This window comes from Ciceribacter ferrooxidans (assembly GCF_004137355.1).
GTDB classification, from domain to species: domain Bacteria; phylum Pseudomonadota; class Alphaproteobacteria; order Rhizobiales; family Rhizobiaceae; genus Allorhizobium; species Allorhizobium ferrooxidans.
Genome location: NZ_SDVB01000311.1, coordinates 35,465 through 54,227, shown reverse-complemented (window position 1 = coordinate 54,227; position 18,763 = coordinate 35,465). Strand labels below are relative to the sequence as shown.

General features: G+C 61.9%; 21 protein-coding genes. 5 read left to right on the top strand and 16 right to left on the bottom strand.

What is annotated here, in order from left to right; all coding sequences use genetic code 11:
• Positions 1–3 precede the first annotated feature (3 nt).
• Complete coding sequence (locus EUU22_RS20425; protein WP_165351247.1) at positions 4–1,023, bottom strand: DUF2125 domain-containing protein; 1,020 nt, start codon at positions 1,021–1,023, stop codon at positions 4–6.
• A 37-nt stretch (positions 1,024–1,060) separates the two neighbouring features.
• On the opposite strand from EUU22_RS20425, the gene EUU22_RS20420 reads away from it, so the two are divergent.
• Positions 1,061–1,588 carry a gamma-glutamylcyclotransferase gene (locus tag EUU22_RS20420; RefSeq protein WP_165351257.1) on the top strand — a complete coding sequence of 176 codons (528 nt, stop codon included), beginning with the start codon at positions 1,061–1,063 and terminating at the stop codon, positions 1,586–1,588.
• A gap of 50 nt (positions 1,589–1,638) precedes the next feature.
• Here the strand turns inward: EUU22_RS20420 and EUU22_RS20415 are convergent, their stop codons facing one another.
• From EUU22_RS20415 to ftsE, 4 genes are all read right to left on the bottom strand, one after another.
• Positions 1,639–2,442, bottom strand: coding sequence for a lysophospholipid acyltransferase family protein (locus tag EUU22_RS20415; protein WP_129333828.1), 804 nt, complete (start codon positions 2,440–2,442; stop codon positions 1,639–1,641).
• A 74-nt stretch (positions 2,443–2,516) separates the two neighbouring features.
• Positions 2,517–3,242, bottom strand: coding sequence for a YdcF family protein (locus tag EUU22_RS20410; protein ID WP_129333827.1), 726 nt, complete (start codon positions 3,240–3,242; stop codon positions 2,517–2,519).
• Positions 3,243–3,308: 66 nt separating this feature from the next.
• Positions 3,309–4,316: a cell division protein FtsX gene (locus tag EUU22_RS20405; RefSeq protein WP_129333826.1), complete on the bottom strand. Its 1,008-nt coding sequence runs from the start codon at positions 4,314–4,316 to the stop codon at positions 3,309–3,311.
• Positions 4,309–4,968 (bottom strand): cell division ATP-binding protein FtsE, encoded by a 660-nt coding sequence (gene ftsE / locus EUU22_RS20400; protein ID WP_129333825.1) that lies wholly within the window; start codon positions 4,966–4,968, stop codon positions 4,309–4,311. The genes EUU22_RS20405 and ftsE overlap by 8 nt, the downstream gene beginning before the upstream one ends.
• Before the next feature lie 303 nt (positions 4,969–5,271).
• On the opposite strand from ftsE, the gene EUU22_RS20395 reads away from it, so the two are divergent.
• The 3 genes from EUU22_RS20395 to EUU22_RS20385 all read left to right on the top strand — a co-directional run bounded on the left by EUU22_RS20395 (position 5,272) and on the right by EUU22_RS20385 (position 6,959).
• Positions 5,272–5,853: a hypothetical protein gene (locus EUU22_RS20395; protein WP_129333824.1), complete on the top strand. Its 582-nt coding sequence runs from the start codon at positions 5,272–5,274 to the stop codon at positions 5,851–5,853.
• A 74-nt stretch (positions 5,854–5,927) separates the two neighbouring features.
• Positions 5,928–6,482: a hypoxanthine phosphoribosyltransferase gene (gene hpt, locus EUU22_RS20390; RefSeq protein ID WP_129333823.1), complete on the top strand. Its 555-nt coding sequence runs from the start codon at positions 5,928–5,930 to the stop codon at positions 6,480–6,482.
• A gap of 117 nt (positions 6,483–6,599) precedes the next feature.
• Positions 6,600–6,959, top strand: a complete 360-nt coding sequence (locus EUU22_RS20385; RefSeq protein WP_129333822.1) for a response regulator — start codon at positions 6,600–6,602, stop codon at positions 6,957–6,959.
• Positions 6,960–6,980: 21 nt separating this feature from the next.
• On the opposite strand, the gene EUU22_RS20380 is transcribed toward EUU22_RS20385, so the two are convergent.
• The 4 genes from EUU22_RS20380 to argH all read right to left on the bottom strand — a co-directional run bounded on the left by EUU22_RS20380 (position 6,981) and on the right by argH (position 12,685).
• Positions 6,981–9,572 (bottom strand): TIGR02302 family protein, encoded by a 2,592-nt coding sequence (locus EUU22_RS20380; protein ID WP_129333821.1) that lies wholly within the window; start codon positions 9,570–9,572, stop codon positions 6,981–6,983.
• Between the two features lie 139 nt (positions 9,573–9,711).
• On the bottom strand, positions 9,712–10,980 hold the full coding sequence (gene lysA / locus EUU22_RS20375; RefSeq protein WP_129333820.1) for a diaminopimelate decarboxylase: 1,269 nt from the start codon (positions 10,978–10,980) through the stop codon (positions 9,712–9,714).
• Between the two features lie 12 nt (positions 10,981–10,992).
• Complete coding sequence (locus tag EUU22_RS20370) at positions 10,993–11,142, bottom strand: lipoprotein (RefSeq protein ID WP_245485190.1); 150 nt, start codon at positions 11,140–11,142, stop codon at positions 10,993–10,995.
• Between the two features lie 139 nt (positions 11,143–11,281).
• Complete coding sequence (argH, locus tag EUU22_RS20365; protein ID WP_129333818.1) at positions 11,282–12,685, bottom strand: argininosuccinate lyase; 1,404 nt, start codon at positions 12,683–12,685, stop codon at positions 11,282–11,284.
• A gap of 24 nt (positions 12,686–12,709) precedes the next feature.
• Here argH and tlpA point away from each other — a divergent pair, with 24 nt between their 5' ends.
• Positions 12,710–13,372 (top strand): thiol:disulfide interchange protein TlpA, encoded by a 663-nt coding sequence (gene tlpA / locus EUU22_RS20360; protein WP_129333817.1) that lies wholly within the window; start codon positions 12,710–12,712, stop codon positions 13,370–13,372.
• A 24-nt stretch (positions 13,373–13,396) separates the two neighbouring features.
• Here the strand turns inward: tlpA and EUU22_RS20355 are convergent, their stop codons facing one another.
• The 7 genes from EUU22_RS20355 to EUU22_RS20325 form a co-directional block, all read right to left on the bottom strand.
• On the bottom strand, positions 13,397–14,278 hold the full coding sequence (locus tag EUU22_RS20355; RefSeq protein ID WP_129333816.1) for a 3-hydroxybutyryl-CoA dehydrogenase: 882 nt from the start codon (positions 14,276–14,278) through the stop codon (positions 13,397–13,399).
• 131 nt (positions 14,279–14,409) lie between these two features.
• Positions 14,410–15,339, bottom strand: a complete 930-nt coding sequence (locus tag EUU22_RS20350) for an electron transfer flavoprotein subunit alpha/FixB family protein (RefSeq protein WP_129333815.1) — start codon at positions 15,337–15,339, stop codon at positions 14,410–14,412.
• Positions 15,340–15,364: 25 nt separating this feature from the next.
• Positions 15,365–16,114 carry an electron transfer flavoprotein subunit beta/FixA family protein gene (locus EUU22_RS20345; RefSeq protein WP_129333814.1) on the bottom strand — a complete coding sequence of 250 codons (750 nt, stop codon included), beginning with the start codon at positions 16,112–16,114 and terminating at the stop codon, positions 15,365–15,367.
• Positions 16,115–16,296: 182 nt separating this feature from the next.
• Entirely contained in the window at positions 16,297–17,070 is a 774-nt protein-coding gene (locus EUU22_RS20340; RefSeq protein ID WP_129333813.1) for a rhomboid family intramembrane serine protease, read from the bottom strand.
• A 17-nt stretch (positions 17,071–17,087) separates the two neighbouring features.
• The gene (locus EUU22_RS20335) at positions 17,088–17,666 is read right to left on the bottom strand and encodes a cob(I)yrinic acid a,c-diamide adenosyltransferase (protein ID WP_129333812.1); all 579 of its coding nucleotides are present in this window, start codon (positions 17,664–17,666) and stop codon (positions 17,088–17,090) included.
• Between the two features lie 14 nt (positions 17,667–17,680).
• Positions 17,681–17,878 (bottom strand): twin transmembrane helix small protein, encoded by a 198-nt coding sequence (locus EUU22_RS20330; RefSeq protein ID WP_129333811.1) that lies wholly within the window; start codon positions 17,876–17,878, stop codon positions 17,681–17,683.
• A gap of 26 nt (positions 17,879–17,904) precedes the next feature.
• Positions 17,905–18,738 carry an SDR family oxidoreductase gene (locus EUU22_RS20325; RefSeq protein ID WP_129333810.1) on the bottom strand — a complete coding sequence of 278 codons (834 nt, stop codon included), beginning with the start codon at positions 18,736–18,738 and terminating at the stop codon, positions 17,905–17,907.
• Between the last annotated feature and the right edge of the window lie 25 nt (positions 18,739–18,763).

The window sequence follows — 18,763 nt, the reverse complement described above, 5'->3', positions numbered from 1 at the left end:
TCGTCAGAGGGGCGGCAGGATACCGATCGGGATGATCCCGACGGAGACGACGCCTTCATGTAAGATGAGCTCGGCGGAGCCGGAATCCTTCCCTCCGAAAAGTGCGGCGAGCACCTTCGCGGCGTTGTCGAAATCCTCGGACGAATTTGGGAAAGCCGTCGTCAGCGCCTCTTTCCAGCCCTCGACCTTCTCGAGCTCGAGGTGAAGCTTGCCGGAGAGATTGCCATCGTCACCGACGGACAATGGGCCGCTGGCCGTCAGGACGCGCCCCTCCCCAAGATCGATCACAAGCCGGCGGATCTCACCCTTGCTCCCGTAGAGTTCGGCGGCGGCAGCGTCATGCGCCGGATCGAGGAGGGCGGCCTTGCCGAGCAGTGTTACGTCAAGGCTGGCGGAGACAGGCGGCAGAGTGAGTGGTGTCGCCTTCGGCATGAGGACGCTTGCGTTCGTCACCAGCGCAGCGGCGTCGAGGTCTTCTCCGTTGCGGCGGATATGGAACTCCCCATGCTCGCTTCGCACCGTGGCGGTGCTGCGGTCTGCCACCGCTGTGGCGTCGATCTTCAAACCCTCGGTTACGAGTGAGGAGCGGGACAGGCCATCGAACCAGGCGCTGGCGCTGGAGTGCAGTTTCTCCCATTGCGCCGAGAAGGAGAACCCGAGCGCCGATCGCACTTCCGCAGGGCTATCCATTTCCCATACGAAGTGACTGGGTGCGTAGACTCGGGCGGCAGAGCGGAACGCGCCGAGCGACGCGGAAATACCGTTGAAACGGTCATCGACAGTGATCGATGAACAGAAGAGGCCAATACGAAAGGGATAGCCGCGGATATCCATATCGTTGCAGCGAACCTCGGCGCCTCCGGCATCGCCGCCGTCGAAGAGTTCTGAAACGCGCTGTCGCATCAGGGTTGCGGCGAGCATCCAGCCTCCGCTATAGACGCCCATCGCCAGGGCGACGAGCGCGCCGAGCAGGACGACTTTCCGCGTCACAGCTGTCTGACCGGATCGGGTTGACGATGCCATCGGGCACTCCATGATGGGACAATTCGAACGCACTGAGATGATGCCGGATATGGACGAATTTTGGGTCTTTGGCTACGGATCGCTGATGTGGAATCCGGGCTTCCCCTTTGAGGAACGGGTGCAAGGCCGAACCTTCGGCTATCGGCGCTCGCTTTGTGTCCATTCATGGGTGCATCGGGGAACCGAAGAGCGTCCAGGTCTGGTGCTGGGCCTCGATCGTGGAGGTTCGTGCCGCGGCGTGGCCTTTCGTGTCGCTCCCTCGGAGTGGGACGCTACCCTCGACTATCTGCGCGAACGCGAACTCGTTACCCATGTTTACCGCGAACGCTCGATGCCGATAGCGCTCAATGATGGCCGCACGGTTTCGGCGGTCACTTACGTGGTGGATCGTAGTCATCGGCAATATGCCGGCGCCATGACGATTACCGAGGCCGCAGGCATTGTGAGCCAGGCGGTCGGGCAGTCCGGTCCCAATCAGGCATATGTCGCGAATACCGTCGCACATTTGCAGGAGATGGGCATCCGGGATCACTGGCTGGAACAGGTACTGGCGGCAATCGGTTGAGCAATCGGTTTATAGGCCGCCGGCTCGTCCGCGCGCAACCCGGACGACGGTCAGCGGTCCTCGTTTGACGCCGCTTCTTTTGCCAGTTCGTTGAGACGACGCTTTGCCGTCTGCGGAAGCGGCACGTGCGGGTTCTCTCTCGCGGTCTCGATCAGCAATTCGTCGCTTGCCGCTTCGAGGACATGCATGAGTCTCTCGAAGAATGCGTCCGGATCGAGGCCGGGTTCGATCGGGGGCAGGATACGCACTTTGAAGTGGCCCGGGAAACGAAGGAATTTGCGGCGCGGCCAGAAGAGACCCGGATGCATCGCCACCGGTACGACCGGCACCTGGAGATCGCGGTAAAGCCGGGCGATGCCGTATTTGTATTCCGGGTGAGCGCCGGGCGCGCGGCGCGTTCCTTCTGGATAAATGATGAGCTGGCGGCCGTTGCGCATCTCCTCGGCCGTTCGCGCCATGACTGCGGCCATGACCTTGCCGCGTGCGCCGCGGTTCACCGGGATCATCCGCTGCTTCTTCGCATACCAGCCGAAGAGAGGAATCCAGAGAAGCTCGCGCTTCAGGATGTAGACCGGGTCGTCGAGCCAGGGCAGCAAGGCGAAGGTGTCCCAGAACGACTGGTGTTTCGGCGCCAGGATGTATCCCCCGTTGGGGATATTCTCAAGCCCTTCGATCGTGAATGTCGTGCCGACGATCGTCTTCATCAGCCAGTGGCAGGAGAGCGCCCAGTTCTTCGGAATCGAGAATGCCTTCTTGCGCGGCATCACGAAATAGATCGGTGAAAGCACGATCATCCGCAGGATGAGATTCAGATAGAAGGCAGTGTTGAAGAGAATGGAACGCAAGGCGATCATGAAAGGCTTCCCGCGGCGTGGTTGCGACGTGCCTATACGAAATCAGGTCCGAGAGAAAGCGCCCGGCACCGTTATCACTGGACTGATTTGGCGAGTGTCGCGCTCGAGCGCAAGCCGTCTCCCATGCTCCAGCCCACCAGACCGCGTGCGAAGGCGACCAGGGTCTTCCCGTACTCTGCAAGCAGCGTGCGTAGAACGCTGGGGTTCGCAAACCAGTTGGTGGTCTTGAGGTCGGAATTCACGACCGGATAGGCGATGAATTCCGTCGCGCGGTCGACACGCCGGAGCTCCATGAGGCTGCGTGGCATATGGTAGTTGTTGGTCACAACCAAAACCCGGGAATAGCCGCGGTCATGGATCCAGCGAGATATTTCGTTGGCGTTGCCGATAGTGTCGAGCGCCTGGTAGCCAATGTCGACGCAGCAGTCGAAGAGATCGTTGGGACTTTGTGTCATCCGCCGGATCTGGGATGGCGTCGTCGTCGGATGAACACCGGAGATAAGCAAGCGTTTGCCCGAGCCGCGGCGGAGGAGGTCGACCGCTTGGTCGATCCGTTGATATCCGCCGGTCAGGACGACGATCGCATCGGCGCGGGGGTCCGCGGGCGGTTTCAGTGTCGTCACATGATCGGCAAAGCGCAGGAAGCCGGCAACGACGAGGGCGCAGGCGAATATGGCGACGATGCCGCCATAGCGCAGAACGCGACGCAACGGTCCACGCCGCGCGAAGAGGCCGTGCGCGGGACGCTGCCGCGGCATCTTCGGACTTGCTGTGATCCGTGACATCCGACCCATCGTCATATGTTGTGCATACCGCCCTTTTGACACGGCGAACAGGCGGCTTTGTGGCAAGTCAACAGGCTTTCCTCAGTCGCTGATCAGACCATCCGTGCGAGCGGGATCCGAACGGATCAGATCGATCTCGTAGATGGTCCTGATGACGGTGAATCGGGCGGTAAGTGTGGTCAGCAGCGCAATGACGATCATCGTCGCGAAGATGCCAAGGTAGCCCATGAAGCCAATACTGAAGGTACCGAAGAGCGCTGCTGTCTGATCGCTTTCGGGTGTCGCCAGCGACCGGCTCTGCCAATAGCTTGCCAGTGCGAAGAGCGTCGCCGCCGCGAGGCCCCCCGCGGCCGCGCCCTTGAGGCTGATCTTCAGGAAGTGTTTCTGGAACTCCTGCGCCACAAAAGAGCCTTCGGCACCCACGAAATGCAGGACCTCGATGATGTGGCGGTTACCGGAGAGCGCCCCGCGCGTTGCGAAGACGACGGTCAGCACCATGGCGACGAAGACCAGCAGCAGGATGCCGGAGCCGACGAGAACAGTGGTCCGCGCCATAGAGACGAGGCGATCCACCCAGGTACGGTGATCGTCCAGGAAGGCCTGCGGTACTTCCTCCTTCAGCAGCGCACGCATCGCTGTGAAGTCCGGCGGATGCGTCTCATCGATGGTGATGATGACGAGGCGCGGTACCGGAAGATCATTGATGTCCAGCCCGGTGCCGAGCCACGGTTCCAGGAGACGGGCGGTTGCATCGTCGTCCATGATTGTGCCGTCCCTGGTGCCGACGAAGGTCAAGGCAAGGTCGCGGGCGCGAACCAGTGCCTTGTTCATGTCGAGACCGTCCTCGGGCTTGATCTGGATGGTGATCTCGCGCGAGATTTGGCTCTGCCAGCCGGCGGCCGTCGCACGCACCATGCTGACGGCGCCGAGTGTCAGGCAGGCGAGAAAGGCCATGATGGCGATCACCACCATCAGGGCATTGCCCTGTATGTTGGAGGCCGGCAGGATCGGGGCCGTGGGGCGAACGTGCATTTCCGTCCGGCGCGGCGGCTGCTTGCTGCGGGGAAGCCGGCGTTGCAGATCAGTCATAGATTTCCAGCCGTCCGTCGGTGAGGATCATGCGGCGTGCGTCGATCTGATCCATCAAGGCAAAATCATGCGTGGCGATGACGACCGCAGTGCCGAGGCGATTGAGCTCGAGAAAGAGGCTCAGCAGACGCCGCGCCATCGGCGGATCGACATTCCCCGTGGGTTCGTCGGCAAGCAGGATTTCGGGGCGGTCGATCAGTGCCCGTGCGATCGCCACGCGCTGCTTCTCGCCGCCCGAAAGGACGGGCGGCAGTACATTGATGCGTTCACCGAGGCCGACCCATTTCAGGAGCTCGATGACATCGTTGCGATATGCAGCTTCGTCCTTGCCCCGAACTCTCAAGGGCAGAGCGACATTCTCGTAGGTCGTGAGATGGTCGAGAAGCTGGAAATCCTGAAAGACGATTCCGACGCGTCGCCGCAACATCGGCAACTCGCTGCGCGGAATCTGCGTTACATCGCGACCGAAGCTGCGGATGAGCCCGCGGGTTGGTTGCAGCGACATGAAGAGCAGACGCAATAGCGTCGTCTTGCCGGCGCCCGAGGGACCGGTCAGGAACTGGAAGGAGCGCTTCGGGATGTCGAAGGTGAGATCCCTCAGGATCTCCGGTCCCATTCCATAGCGCAGGCCGACGTTTTCGAAATGAATCAACGGACAGGTCCGGTCTGACAGTGCTCGAGTTCTGGCGACTTGTTAACGCACTCGGTTAACAGACGGTAAACTGGCGTCGAAAGACGGCCTTCCAGGCAGATCTTTGCGAAGCATTAACCATTCAAATTTACGACTGGAGAGGATTCGTTTCAATGGCCTGTTTTGCGGCGCCTTGATGGGCCGCGCAGCGAGGGCAAGATGAGCGCATTCCGCAATCACAGACGGACGGCCGAGGCAATCATCGACCTGCTGCCGCCGGAGCGTCCCGCCCGGGGCGGGCGCACCTCGCCGGGCCGCAGGTCCGTGGCAGACGTCGCCGATGCACAATTCGTCACAGTCGCGAAGAACATTCGCACGGCAGGCGCCAAAAGCTGGTGCAACGACAATCACGACAACCGGCCTGTAAGCCCCGCTTCTCGAAAGCGGTCCTTTCTTTCCATCTTGACCAGTAGCGTCATCGGCGGTTTCGAAGGAGGACTCGGACGTCTGTCCGACAGAAACTTTGCGTTTCTGGTCGCGCTTGTGTTCGGCGCGGTCTTTACAGCCGCAGGTCTGTTTGCTTCTCCGGGGCGGGACTCGCCGATTCGCGCCGCCGCGCTCGACATCACGCATGTCACGCTGACGCCGCAGGACGCAAACGGCATGCAGGTGCTGCTCGTCAATGCGATCATCGAAAATCATGGCCCAGGACAGCGGTCGATGCCGAGAGTTCGAGCGGATCTGCTTTCCGGCGGGCAGGTCGTGGCCAGTACGTTCATCGATACTCCCATCGGATCGATCGGTGCTGGAGAGAGCCGGGGTCTTGCTGCACGTCTCCGGCATCCCGGTGGAAAATTGCCGGAACTGCGGCTTTCTTTCGCGGACGAGGATGCCCGCAGCATCTGATTGTGTTATCGCGGGTCGGCAAGCATGTCGGCACGCCCATGTCGCCGACGGTCTTTCATCTCATGGAGTGAAGTATGCCCGTCGTCCGCGGAAAGAAAATCGAGCCCCTTTACACGGCCGAGCAGATTGCCGAGCGAAACCGTCAGCTCGCTGCGGAGATTGCCAGCGGACCTTGTGAGGACCTTCTGGTCATCTCCGTTCTCAAGGGCTCCTTCATCTTCGCGGCCGATCTCATTCGTTCACTGCATGATGCCGGACTTGCACCTGAGGTCGAGTTCATTACGCTGTCCAGCTATGGCACAGGCACCGTGTCCCAGGGGGTGCGTATCATCAAGGACATCGACAGCGACGTTCATGGTCGCAACGTCCTGCTGATCGACGACATTCTGGAATCGGGGCGCACGCTGCTGTTTGCCAAGACGCTGATGTACGAGCGCGGTGCTCGCAACGTCTCGATCGCGGTTCTCCTGGACAAGAAGGTGAAGCGCAAGGAGGTGTTCGAGGCTGACTACGTCGGGTTCGAGTGCCCGGATTACTTTGTTGTCGGCTACGGCATGGACGTGGCCTATGCGTTCCGCGAGTTACCCTTCGTCGGTGTCGTGACCGGCGATGCGGAAGGCGACGCCTAGCACGCCTCTGCAAAGTTCCTGTTAACCATCTCGCCGTCACCGGCCGTTTCCGTTTACCGATCGCAAAGGAAACTCTGGTGACTTGCAGCGATATGAATGGATGACGGGAGCATGCCCATGGCAAGGATTCTGATAACGGAAGACGAGGATTCGCTGCGCTCGTTCGTCGCCCGTGCACTGAGACTCGACGGGCATGACACGGCAGAGGCCGCCGACGGCGCCGAAGGATTGGAAAGACTCGGCGACGGCGCTTTCGATCTCCTGCTATCCGATATCCGCATGCCGGTCATGGACGGCATCGAACTTGCGCACCGTGCCTCGTCGGCATTTCCGGACCTGAAGATATTGCTGATGACCGGCTATGCCGAGCAGCGCGAGCGTGCTGACGACCTGATGACGAAGGTGGTCGACGTGGTCGACAAACCGTTCTCGCTTCTCGACATCCGGAAGGCAGTGGCCCAGGCCCTTGCAATCTGAGGCAAGGACGACTTCCGCCGCCTACTGGATGTCCAGCAATCGTTCCAGATAGCGCCGTTCCAACTCGGGACTGAGATTGTCGCCGAGTTTCTCTCGGATCGCCTCGAGGATCTCCCTGGCTCTCTGGACGTCGATCTCGTCGGGGACCTTCACATCATCGCCGAATTCCGGCCCGTCGGTCGGACGGGGACGCCCGAGCGGATCGCGGCCGGTCTGGTCACCCTGCTGTGTGCCCTGGCCCTGGTTGCGCATCGCCTGCATCATCTGTCCCATCATGTCGCGCGCACCCTGGCGTAGAGCTTCGAGCGCCTTGCCCTGTCCTTCCACCGCCCGTTCGCCTTGGCCCTGGCCCAGAGCTTCGCCGGCACCGCGCATTTCACGTTCCGCCTGGGCAAAGCCTTCGCCCGGCTTCACGCCCAGATCGCTCAGGCCTTTCTGCAGGTCTCCGAGCTTGCGCCCGAGCGCATCCTGTTGTGCCCGCAGATTCTTCAGGGCCTCGCGTAGCTGCTCCGCAGTCATGTTGTCGGTCGGCGAGGGTTGGCCGCCCGGCTGCTGCCCTGGCTCCTCGGTGAGTTCGCCGTCCTCACCGTCGTTGGGGTCGCCACGCTGCATGCGATCCTTCAGGGCCTGGTCGAGCTTGAAGGTCTGCTCCATGAGCTTCTGCTGTTCCCGCATCAGTTCGCCGAGCTTGTCGATCTGCTGCTGTACTTCGCTGTTCTGTTGCTGGTTGCCCTGTTGCGGCCGTGCGGTCTGGAGATTGTTCATCATCCGCTGCAATTGAGACAACATGTCCCGCGCAGCATCACGGTTGCCCGAGCGGGCAAGATTCTCGATCTGGTTCAGCATGTTCTCCAGGTCGCGCTGGCGCAGGACATTTTGCGCCGACTGCTCACGGTTCTCCGAGCCCGCATTGGGCTGGCGCTCGGCCATCGCTTTCATGAAGTCCTGCATCGCGGCGCGAAGCTCGTCCATGAGTTTCTTGATCTCGTCGTCGGGAGCGTTGCGCTCGAGCGCGTCCTGCAGTGCTTGCTGCGCCACCCGCAGTTTCCGTTCGGCCAGCGAAAGGTCGCCGTCGTCAATTCCGAGAGCGATCTCCCAGAGATAATCGGCGGTGCCCTTCAGGTCTTCCGATGTGCGTGCGAGCTTCATCCGCGCCTGAGCCGACTGGATCAACAGGAAATGCGTGAGGTTCGGGATCGTCTCGTCCGCCCTGATGGACAAGGCTTCGTTGAGCGCGATCGCCTTCGGAAGATCGCGGGTATCCAGTGCGAAGACTTGCCGCTCCTCGGCGACGGCTGCAGCAAGCGGCTGCGCGAACTCCCGCGATGGCAATGTCGTCTCGAAAGGAGCGCTGCGCCCCGTCTGACCGGCCCCGTCCCGGGCGACCAGCGTGATCTTTACCTTTCGTCCGGCCAACGGGTGCTCCGTCAGGTTCCTGCTCGACGTGCCCTTCGGGTCGCGCGGGCTCCGGCGCGGCAGATTGAGCTTGTATTCGGGCGCCGGGTAGAGCGGGGTCGCGTCGGGTTTGGCGGCGGTCGGCTCGATTTCGGCGTGTGCCTCGACGAGACCGTAGTCATCGTGCCCCTTGAAGGCGATCTCGAGAGCGCCGTTGACGCTGCGCCGCGGTGTGCCGTCGAAGGCTATCTGCGGCGGCTGGTCAGGCGTCACGTCGATGGTCCATCGGCCCGGACCGACGGCCAGCACACCGCTCTCGGTGAGTTCCGCCTCGTAGGTCTGTCCGGTGGCTTGGACAGCTTCGGATGCCGATTCTCCGGCAGGGTTATCGGTCTTTGCTGCTCCAAGTGGTACAGCCTCCACCGCCTTCACGGGCTGAAAGCTGACCTGTTCCTCGCCGCTGCCTCCGCTCACGCGGATCGTCATTCTGGAGTGTTGGGGGACGCTGACCGCAGAAGGTGCCCCGCCGTCCTCTCCAGAGTCTTGGCGCGTCAGGAAGACCGGTGCCCTGCCGGTGTAGGCAGGCGGCGTGATCCAGGCATCGACGCGCAGGTCCGGTGCCGCCGCGCCGGATGTCGACCAGCGGAAAGCGTCGGCAACCGTGCCGGCTCCGTTGGAGCCGGAGTAAGCGAAAGCCGTCACCAGGAGCAAGGCAGGGATGGTCCGCAGCGCAAACCTGTCGTGACGCGCGATGTCGGGACGTGGGGTGCCGGCGTCGAGAGAAGCGATTGTCTCGGCCATGCGTCTCTGGTGTTCGCTCCAGAGCGCGCGGGCGAATGGCGTTTCGAAGGCCGGGACGTCATCCTGGGCGGCGACCGGCTGGTGTGGGAGATGATTTCGCTCCTCCAGCAGTCGGTCAGCCTCATCGGCTCGGGGCCAGCGCAGTTTCGCGAAAGGCAACAAGGATGCCAGGAAACCGAATGTGAGAATGAAGACCGTCGCGAGACGCAGCCAATCGGGAAAGATGCGGTAGAGGCCGAGCCAGGCAAAAGAGACGAACAGTGCCGCGAAGCCGAGCACCGGGAGGAAAAGCGGTATGAGACGCTCGATGAAGAGGACGAGGCGCGCGACCGCGCGCTTCGCACGCACACGGCGCACAAGCCTGAGATCGGTTCCAGGAAGGGTCGTGCTCTCTCTTTCAGACGGAGCAGCGTTCATCCGTAAGGTTCTCACTCGGCGTCGATCGTCCTGCCGACAATTCTGCAGCCTCGGACTTGGCGAGGTCCAAGGATAGCATTCTTTGTGGCGAAGACGAGGGCAAAGCGCTGCCGCCCGTCATTTTCGCATTCTCGTGGCGTCAGTCGAGCCAGGCAGGAAGCGAATCGAGTTGGATCAGGTCTTCGAAGCTCGGGCGCGGGCGTATGACATGGAATTCATCGCCCCTGACAAGCACCTCGGGGATGAGACGCCGGCTGTTGTAGGTGCCCGCCTGCACAGCGCCATAGGCGCCGGCCGAGCCGACTGCCAGCAGATCGCCAGTGCGTGGCATCGCCATTTCACGATCGAGTGCGAGATAGTCCCCGGTTTCGCAGACAGGGCCGACCACGTCGGCGCGGATCCTCGGCGCGCTGGCGGCGGAGAGCACGACGGGGCGTATTTCGTGGTGTGCGTCATACAGCGTCGGGCGGATGAGATCGTTCATCGCAGCGTCGACGATAACGAAGGTCTTGTCGCCGCCATCTTTTACGTAGACGACTTCGGTCACGAGGATGCCTGCGTTGCCGACGATCAGGCGTCCGGGCTCGGTGACGATGCGGCAGCCGAGGCCGCTCAGCTGTTCCTTGACGATCCGCGCATAAGCGTCCGGCTCCGGCGGCGGATTGTTATCGTCGTGATAGGGAATGCCAAGGCCGCCACCGATGTCCACGTGGTCGATCGCGTGTCCGTCGGCACGCAGCGTCGCCACCAGTTCCTTCAGCAGGCGGAAGGCATCCTCGAACGGCTGCAGCTCGGTAATCTGGCTGCCGATATGCATGTCGATGCCGGTGACCTTGATGCCGGGCAGCGTGGCGGCATGGGCGTAGACCGCCTGCGCACGCTCGTAGGAAATGCCGAACTTGTTTTCCTTCTTGCCGGTCGAAATCTTGGCATGCGTGCGCGCGTCGACATCCGGATTGATGCGGAACGAGACGTGGGCCACCTTGCCGGCCTTCAGCGCACGCTGGTTCAGCACCTCGAGCTCGGGTTCGGATTCGACGTTGAAGCAGTAGATCCCCGCTTCCAGCGCGAGATCCATCTCGTGCACCGTCTTGCCGACGCCGGAGAACATGATGCGCTCGCCAGGAATGCCGGCCGCCAGCGCACGCCTCAACTCGCCTTCCGAGACCACGTCCACACCGGCGCCGAGACGTCCCAGCGTCTTGAGTACGGCCTGGTTCGAATTCGCCTTCATGGCGTAGCAGACCATCGCGTCGGTGCCCTCGAACGCCTTGGAGAAGACGCGGTAATGACGCTCCAAGGTCGCCGTCGAGTAGCAGTAGAAGGGCGTGCCGACTGCTGCGGCAATTGCCGGAACGGAGACGTTCTCGGCGTATAGAACGCCCTCACGATATTCGAAGTGATTCACGACGGGGACCTGTCAGAGAAGAGGATCGAGGACAAAGGGGTCGTCCGGAACAGTGGCTTCCTGTTTGGTCGACTGCTTGTTCTGTTCGGCTGCCGGCATGTTCGGCGGGTCGAGGTCCGCCTTGCGGCCGCAGCCGGAAAGCACCACGGATACCGCAGCCATAACACCCATCGTCACGAACAAGCTTCGAAGCGCCCTAGCCATTACTTTGCCCAACCGGAGGAACCAATATCTAGCCTCTATCGAAAAAGCGGGGTCTTGTGCACCCTCAATCTCGTGATGGCAACGCAAAGGAAGGTGATCAGTTGCGCTGGCGCCACCAGGCAATCTGCGTGCGCACCTCGCTCGGGGCCGTGCCACCATAGCTCTTACGGCTCGCGACCGAGGCCTCGACCGTCAGCACGTCGAAAACGCCCGCGGTGATCGCCGGGTTGATCGCCTGCAATTCACCGAGCGAAAGTTCGGCCAGATCGCAGCCCTTGCCTTCGGCAAGCGCCACGGCGCGGCCGGTCACGTGATGGGCCTCGCGGAACGGCAGCCCGGCTTCCCGCACCAGCCAGTCGGCGAGATCCGTCGCGGTCGAGTAACCGGCGCCGGCGGCCGCCTTCATCCGGTCCGTCCGAACGGTCATGTCGCGCACCATACCGGTCATCGCCGCAAGAGCGAGCTCCAGGCTCTCGGCCGCATCGAAGACCTGCTCCTTGTCTTCCTGCATGTCCTTCGAATAGGCGAGAGGCAGACCCTTCATCACGGTAAGGAGTGCGACGAGCGATCCGTTGATACGCCCTGTCTTGGCGCGCACGAGCTCGGCGGCATCCGGATTCTTCTTCTGCGGCATAATCGACGAGCCCGTCGAGAAGGCATCCGAAAGCCGGACGAAGCCGAATTGCGGCGTGGACCAGATGACGATTTCCTCGGCCAGACGCGAGAGATGGGTGGCCGCGATCGAAGCCATGGCGAGGAATTCGAGCGCGAAGTCACGATCGGATACGGTGTCGATCGAATTGCGGGTCGGTTCGCGGAACCCCAGCGCTTTGGCGGTCATGTGCCGGTCGATGTTGTAACCGGTGCCGGCGAGTGCTGCCGCGCCAATGGGGCTTTCGTCGAGGTGCTCGATCGCGTGCCGCACGCGTTGCCGGTCACGGCCGAACATTTCGACATAGGCCATGCAGTGGTGGCCGAAGGTGACGGGCTGGGCTGTCTGCAGGTGGGTGAAGCCGGGCATCACTGTCTCGGCGTGCTCTTCCGCCCGGTCGAGGAAGGCGTTGATGAGGGAGGTCAACGCGATCTCGGTCTTCTGCAGTTCTTCCTTCACCCAGAGGCGGAAATCGAGGGCAACCTGGTCGTTGCGCGAACGGGCCGTGTGAAGGCGTCCCGCTGCGGGACCGATCAGGTCGGCAAGCCGCGCCTCGACGTTCATGTGGATGTCTTCGAGGCGACGGGAGAATTCGAAACGGCCGCTTTCGATCTCTGACAGGATCGTGTTCAGACCGTGAACGATCTTGTCTTTGTCTTCTGCGGCGATGATGCCCTGATGGGCAAGCATGGTCGCATGCGCTATTGAGCCGCGGATGTCTTGGGCATAAAGCTTCTTGTCGAAGTCGATGGAGGCATTTATCTCCTCCATGATGGCTGCGGGGCCGGAGGCGAAACGTCCGCCCCACATCTGGTTGGAGGTCAGCGTGTCCTTGGTGTCCTCGGCCATTTGATGCCCATCCCGGAGATGTTGATGACAGAAAAAAGACCCCTCGGACTTCCTTCCGCCAAGCTGGTTGCGATTGCGGCAGTCGCCGGGATTTTGGCCGGCGCGGCAGCGGTATACGTGAAGCAGACCGTGTCTGGCAATGGCGAGGTTGCTGCGGAGGCGGGCCAGTGCGAAGGAGCAGTCAGCAAGGCAGCGGGCCTGGACTCCGTCACGAAGGGCGAGGTCGCCGCCATGACCGCGGTCACGGAACCGCGCTCGATTGCCGGCCTGACGTTCAAGGATGCCGCGGAGAAGGACGTGGCAATCGAGGCCTTTGCCGGAAAGACGGTTCTCCTCAACGTCTGGGCGACATGGTGTGTGCCTTGCCGCGAGGAGATGCCGGCGCTCAACGGTCTTCAGGGGAAGATGGGTGGCAAGGACTTCGAGGTTGTGGCGATCAACATCGATACGGGTGACGCAGAGAAGCCGAAGGCCTTTCTTGCCGAGACCGGCGTCGACAAGCTCGGGCTTTATCGTGACAACACGATGGGAGTCTTCAATGCCCTGAAGAAGCAGGGCCTTGCCTTCGGGCTTCCCGTGACGCTCCTGATCGATGAAAACGGCTGCCTTCTCGGCTCCATGAACGGCCCCGCGGCCTGGGACAGCGGCGACGCGCAGGCGCTGATCACGGCCGCCGTGAAGCTCTGAGAACTCTTCGGCCGGCTGGTGATCTCACCGCGTCGGGACCGGCGTCTCGCCGCGATAGTCATAGAAACCGCGCCCCGACTTGCGGCCGAGCCAACCGGCTTCGACGTATTTCACCAGCAGCGGGCAGGGGCGGTACTTGCTGTCGGCCAAGCCGTCGTGCAGCACCTGCATGATGGAAAGACAGGTATCCAGGCCGATGAAGTCCGCAAGCTGCAGCGGGCCCATCGGATGATTGGCGCCGAGCCGCATGGCGGTATCTATCGCTTCCACCGAACCGACACCTTCGTAAAGCGTATAGATCGCCTCGTTGATCATCGGCAGCAGGATGCGGTTGACGATGAATGCGGGAAAATCTTCGGCGACCGTGATCGTCTTGTCGAGCGACTGGGCGAAAGCCTTCGCCGTCGCGAACGTCGTTTCGTCGGTGGCAATGCCGCGCACGAGTTCCACCAGCTTCATCACCGGAACCGGGTTCATGAAGTGGATGCCCATGAAACGCTCGGGGCGATCGGTGGCTGCGGCGAGCCTGGTAATGGAGAGTGATGAGGTGTTGGTGGCGAGCAGGGCTTCGGGTTTGAGAACCGGGCAGATTTGAGCGAATATCTTGCGCTTGACCGTCTCGTCCTCGGTCGCAGCTTCGATGACCATGTCCGTCGGTGCGAGGTCGTTTATGTCGGTCGTACCGGAGATGCGCGTCATCGCGGCCTTGCGATCCTCTTCGGAAAGCTTGCCGTTGTTGACCTGGCGGGCGAGATTGCCGTTGACGGTCGCAAGACCCGCTTCGATCCTTTCCTTGGAAAGGTCGTAGACAGTGACCTTATAGCCGGCGAGTGCACTGACCTGAACGATCCCGCAGCCCATCTGGCCTGCACCTACGACGCCCAAGCTCTTGATTGCCGTTCCCATCGCGCTCTCCTCGCCGCACTCGGTCCCTCAAAAAAGATCTGCCGGGCCGACAGTATCGGCCCGGCAAAACTGATAGACTTGCTTGCTCGATTTTTCCAGCCCTTTCGCAAGTGCGAAGGGACTGGTTTCGGTTAAAGCGCCTTTTCGAGTTCGGGAAGAATTTCGAAGAGGTCTCCGACGAGGCCGTAATCGGCGACCTGGAAGATCGGCGCTTCCTCATCCTTGTTGATGGCGACGATGACCTTCGAGTCCTTCATGCCGGCGAGATGCTGGATGGCGCCGGAGATGCCGCAGGCAATGTAGAGTTCCGGGGCGACGACCTTGCCGGTCTGGCCGACCTGCCAGTCGTTCGGTGCGTAACCGGCGTCGACGGCCGCGCGCGAGGCACCGACGGCGGCACCGAGCTTGTCGGCCACCGGAAGGATCACTTCCTTGAACTTCTCCGAGGAGCCGAGCGCACGACCGCCGGAGATGATGATCTTCGCGGAGGTGAGTTCGGGACGGTCAGAAGAGGAAAGCGCGTCGCCAACGAAGGTCGAGATGCCGGGGTTCGCGGCAGCCGCGACCGTTTCCACGGAAGCCGATCCACCCTCGCCGGTAGCCGTGAAGGAGGCGGTACGCACGGTGATGACCTTCTTGGCGTCGGAAGACTGGACCGTCTGAATGGCGTTGCCCGCATAGATCGGACGCTTGAAGGTGTCAGACGACACGACCTCGACGATTTCCGAGACCTGCATTACGTCGAGCAGTGCGGCGACGCGCGGCATGACGTTCTTGCCGATCGAGGTCGCGGGCGCGACGACGGCATCGTAGCCGCCGGCCAGGGAAACAATGAGAGCCGCAAGCGGTTCCGCAAGATTGTTCGCAAGTGAGGCATCGTCGGCGAGCAGGACCTTGGCGACGCCGGAGAGCCTGGCTGCCGCATCGGCGGCGCCCTTCGCGCCGGAACCGGCGACGAGCACGTGGACGTCACCGCCGATCTTGGCGGCGGCGGTCAGAGCCTTGGCGGTCTGGTCGGACAGGGTTGCGTTGTCGTGTTCTGCCAGAAGAAGAATGGCCATGTTATAAATCTCCTCTCCGGATCCGTTAGAGCACGCCGGCTTCGTTTTTGAGCTTGTCGACCAGTTCGGCGACTGTCTTGACCTTTACGCCGGCCTTGCGTCCGCCGGGCTCTTCGGTCTTCAGGACCTTGAGGCGCGGGGTGGTGTCGACGCCGAAATCTGCCGGGGTCTTCTTGTCGAGCGGCTTCTTCTTCGCCTTCATGATGTTCGGCAGCGAGGCGTAGCGCGGCTCGTTCAGGCGCAGGTCCGTCGTGACGACAGCCGGCAGCTTGACCTCGATCGTCTGAAGGCCACCGTCGACCTCGCGGGTCACCTTGGCGGAGCCATCACCGATCTCGACCTTGGAGGCGAAGGTTGCCTGGGCCCAGCCGAGGAGGGCCGACAGCATCTGTCCGGTCTGGTTGGAATCATCGTCGATCGCCTGCTTGCCGGTAATGACGAGGCCGGGCTGTTCCGCTTCGATCACGCCCTTCAGGATCTTCGCTACGGCAAGCGGCTCGACGGCATCGTCGGTCTCAACCAGCACGGCGCGATCAGCGCCCATGGCGAGTCCGGTGCGGAGCGTTTCTTCCGCCTTGGCCGGACCGATGGAGACGACGACGATTTCCGAAGCCTTGCCGGCTTCCTTCAGGCGCAGGGCTTCTTCCACCGCGATTTCGTCGAAGGGATTCATCGACATCTTCACGTTGGCAAGCTCGACGCCCGATCCATCGGGCTTCACACGGATCTTGACGTTGTAGTCGACGACCCGCTTGACGGTCACGAGTATCTTCATGGGTTCCTTCCTTCGCTGCTTTCCGCCGAAAAATGCGCCTGAAAGCGGTCCTCCGATTGTCGGTTGGCGACATCGATACGCATTTTTTCTCCAAACACAACGTCCCACGGCCGGTTCGTCGCATCTGTGGGCATGAATATGTTACGTTTACGTCTACGTCAATGTTGATGACGCGAGCGCAGCTACGGCTTCCACCCGCCGGAGTCGTGCATCTCTCGCTCCGCAGGCCCTGTGCTGATGGGGTGCTGCTCCACTGCTTTCGGCGTGACGATCGCGCGATCGAACAGGGGCACTCCTGGGCGCCGCATGAAGATCACCAGCAGTGCGCCGGCGGCGATGCCTCCGACATGAGCGCCCCAGGACACGTTGTCTTCCTGGCTGAGGCCGAGCATCCAGAACTGCTGACCTATCCAAAAGAGGAGCGGTATGAAAGCAGGAAGGGGGAGGGGAAAACGGAAAAGGACGAGAACCCAGATTCGGACCCGTGGATGCAGCAGGACGTAGGCGGAAACCACGCCGGCGATCGCGCCGGAGGCGCCGATCAACGGGCTTTGCGATGTCGGTACGAGAGCGCCGTGGGCGAAAGCGCCGGCGACGGCGCAGAGAAGATAGAAGAGCAGGAAACGGACATGGCCGAGCGCATCCTCGACATTGTCGCCGAACACCCAGAGGAACAGCATGTTGCTGGCAAGATGCACGACGTTGCCATGCAGGAAGGCGTAGGTGATCGAGGTGAGCTGGCTTGGAACAAGTACGAGGGACGGATCGAGTATGGCATTGCCGAAGACCACCGCCGGAATAAAACCGAGGCCGAGGACGCTCGCCTGAACGACGTCTTGCGTGGCCAACGGACCCGTCAGGAGCCAGATCGCGACGTTGAGAACGATCAGCCCGTGAGTGACGTATTGCCGCTTTATGTGCTTCAGGCCGTTGCGATCATGCAGGGGAACGAACATCGACGGCCCCTATCGCGTCAGCGGTGCTTGCCCGGCACCCAAAGAATGTCGTTCCTGCCGCCTGCATTTGCGAACCGCGCGGCGACGAAGAGAAAATCCGAAAGGCGGTTGATGTATTTGAGCGCCGGAGCACCGACCGTCTCCCCTTCGCATCGCGAGAGCTCGACCATGATCCGTTCGGCGCGGCGTGCGACGGTGCGAGCGAGATGAAGATGAGCGGCTGCGGGTGTCCCGCCCGGCAGAATAAAGGATTTCAGCGGGTCGAGCCCGGCATTCAGCTGATCGATCTCATGCTCGAGACGGACAACCTGTTGCTCGATCACCCGCAGGGGCTCGTAGGGCAGCGCTTCGCCGGTTTCAGGTGCCGCAAGATCTGCACCGAGATCGAAAAGGTCGTTCTGGACCCGCAGGAGCATGGTGTCGAGATCGGGCGTTGCCATCGTATGAAGTCGTGCGACACCGATCGTCGAATTCGTTTCGTCGATCGTGCCGTAGGCCTCGACCCGCAGATCATGTTTGTGACGGCGCGGGCCACTGACCAGGGCGGTGGTACCGTCATCGCCGGTGCGGGTATAGATCTTGTTCAGCCTGACCATGTTTCAAGTTCCCGTCAGCGTCCGCCACCCGTCAGCCAGAGGGTGACCATGATGAGCACGATCGCCACCGCCTGCAACAGAATTCGCATGCGCATCAGTTGGTTCGAACGGTTACCGCTGCCGCCTTTCATCATGTTCACCAGACCTCGGATGAGCACGAGGACGACGAGGCCCATGACGATCAACGTCAGCGTTGTTGTGAAGGCGGACATCTTGCTTCTTTGGCCTTTTGCAGGTTTCAGCTGAGCGATCGCATCAGCTTGTAGAAAAGATCGGCGGGTAGCAGCCGTTTGAGCATAGCGCCCTGCCGGGCGGGTGTCGTGACGAGATAATGCGGGCGCGGTCGCCCGGCGGTCAAGGCGTGCTTGAGGACCGCGTAGACGGCATCCGGGCCAAGCTTGTGTCGATTGACCGGTCCTGTGCCTTCGAGGCGTGCAAGCTGCCGCTTGTAATCTTCGGCATGGACGGATCCATCGAGATCGATGTTCTCGCGAATATGGGTGAGTGCGTTGGCGGTGAATCGCGATTCGATCGGACCGGGTTCGATCAAGCTGACATGGATGCCGCTTCCTTCCACCTCCATCCGCAGCGTGAGGCTGAGGCCTTCGAGGGCGTATTTCGAGGCGGTATAAGCGCCACGGAAACGATAGGGCAGGAGCCCGAGGATGGAAGAGCACTGTACGATCCGGCCATGTCCTTGCCGGCGCATGAGCGGAACGATCCGGCGCGTGAGTTCATGCCAGCCGAAGACGTTCGTCTCGAACTGTCGTCGTAGGGCCTCGGTCGGCAGGTCCTCCACGGCGCCGGGCTGGCCGTATGCGCCATTGTTGAAGAGCGCGTCTACGCGTCCGTCGGTCCTTCTCTCGACCTCTTGCACCAAGGCTTCGATGCTCGGGCCGTCGGTGTAGTCCATCAACAGGGCTTCGATCCCCGCCTTTTCGAGAGGGAGCAGATCCGCCGGCTTTCGGACGGTCGCGAAGACCCGCCATCCGTCGTCGCGCAGTGCTCTGGCGCAGTAAGCACCTATGCCTGAAGAACAGCCGGTAACGATGATCGAGCGGCGGTCCGCCATGGATTGTTTCCTGTACAACGCCGCG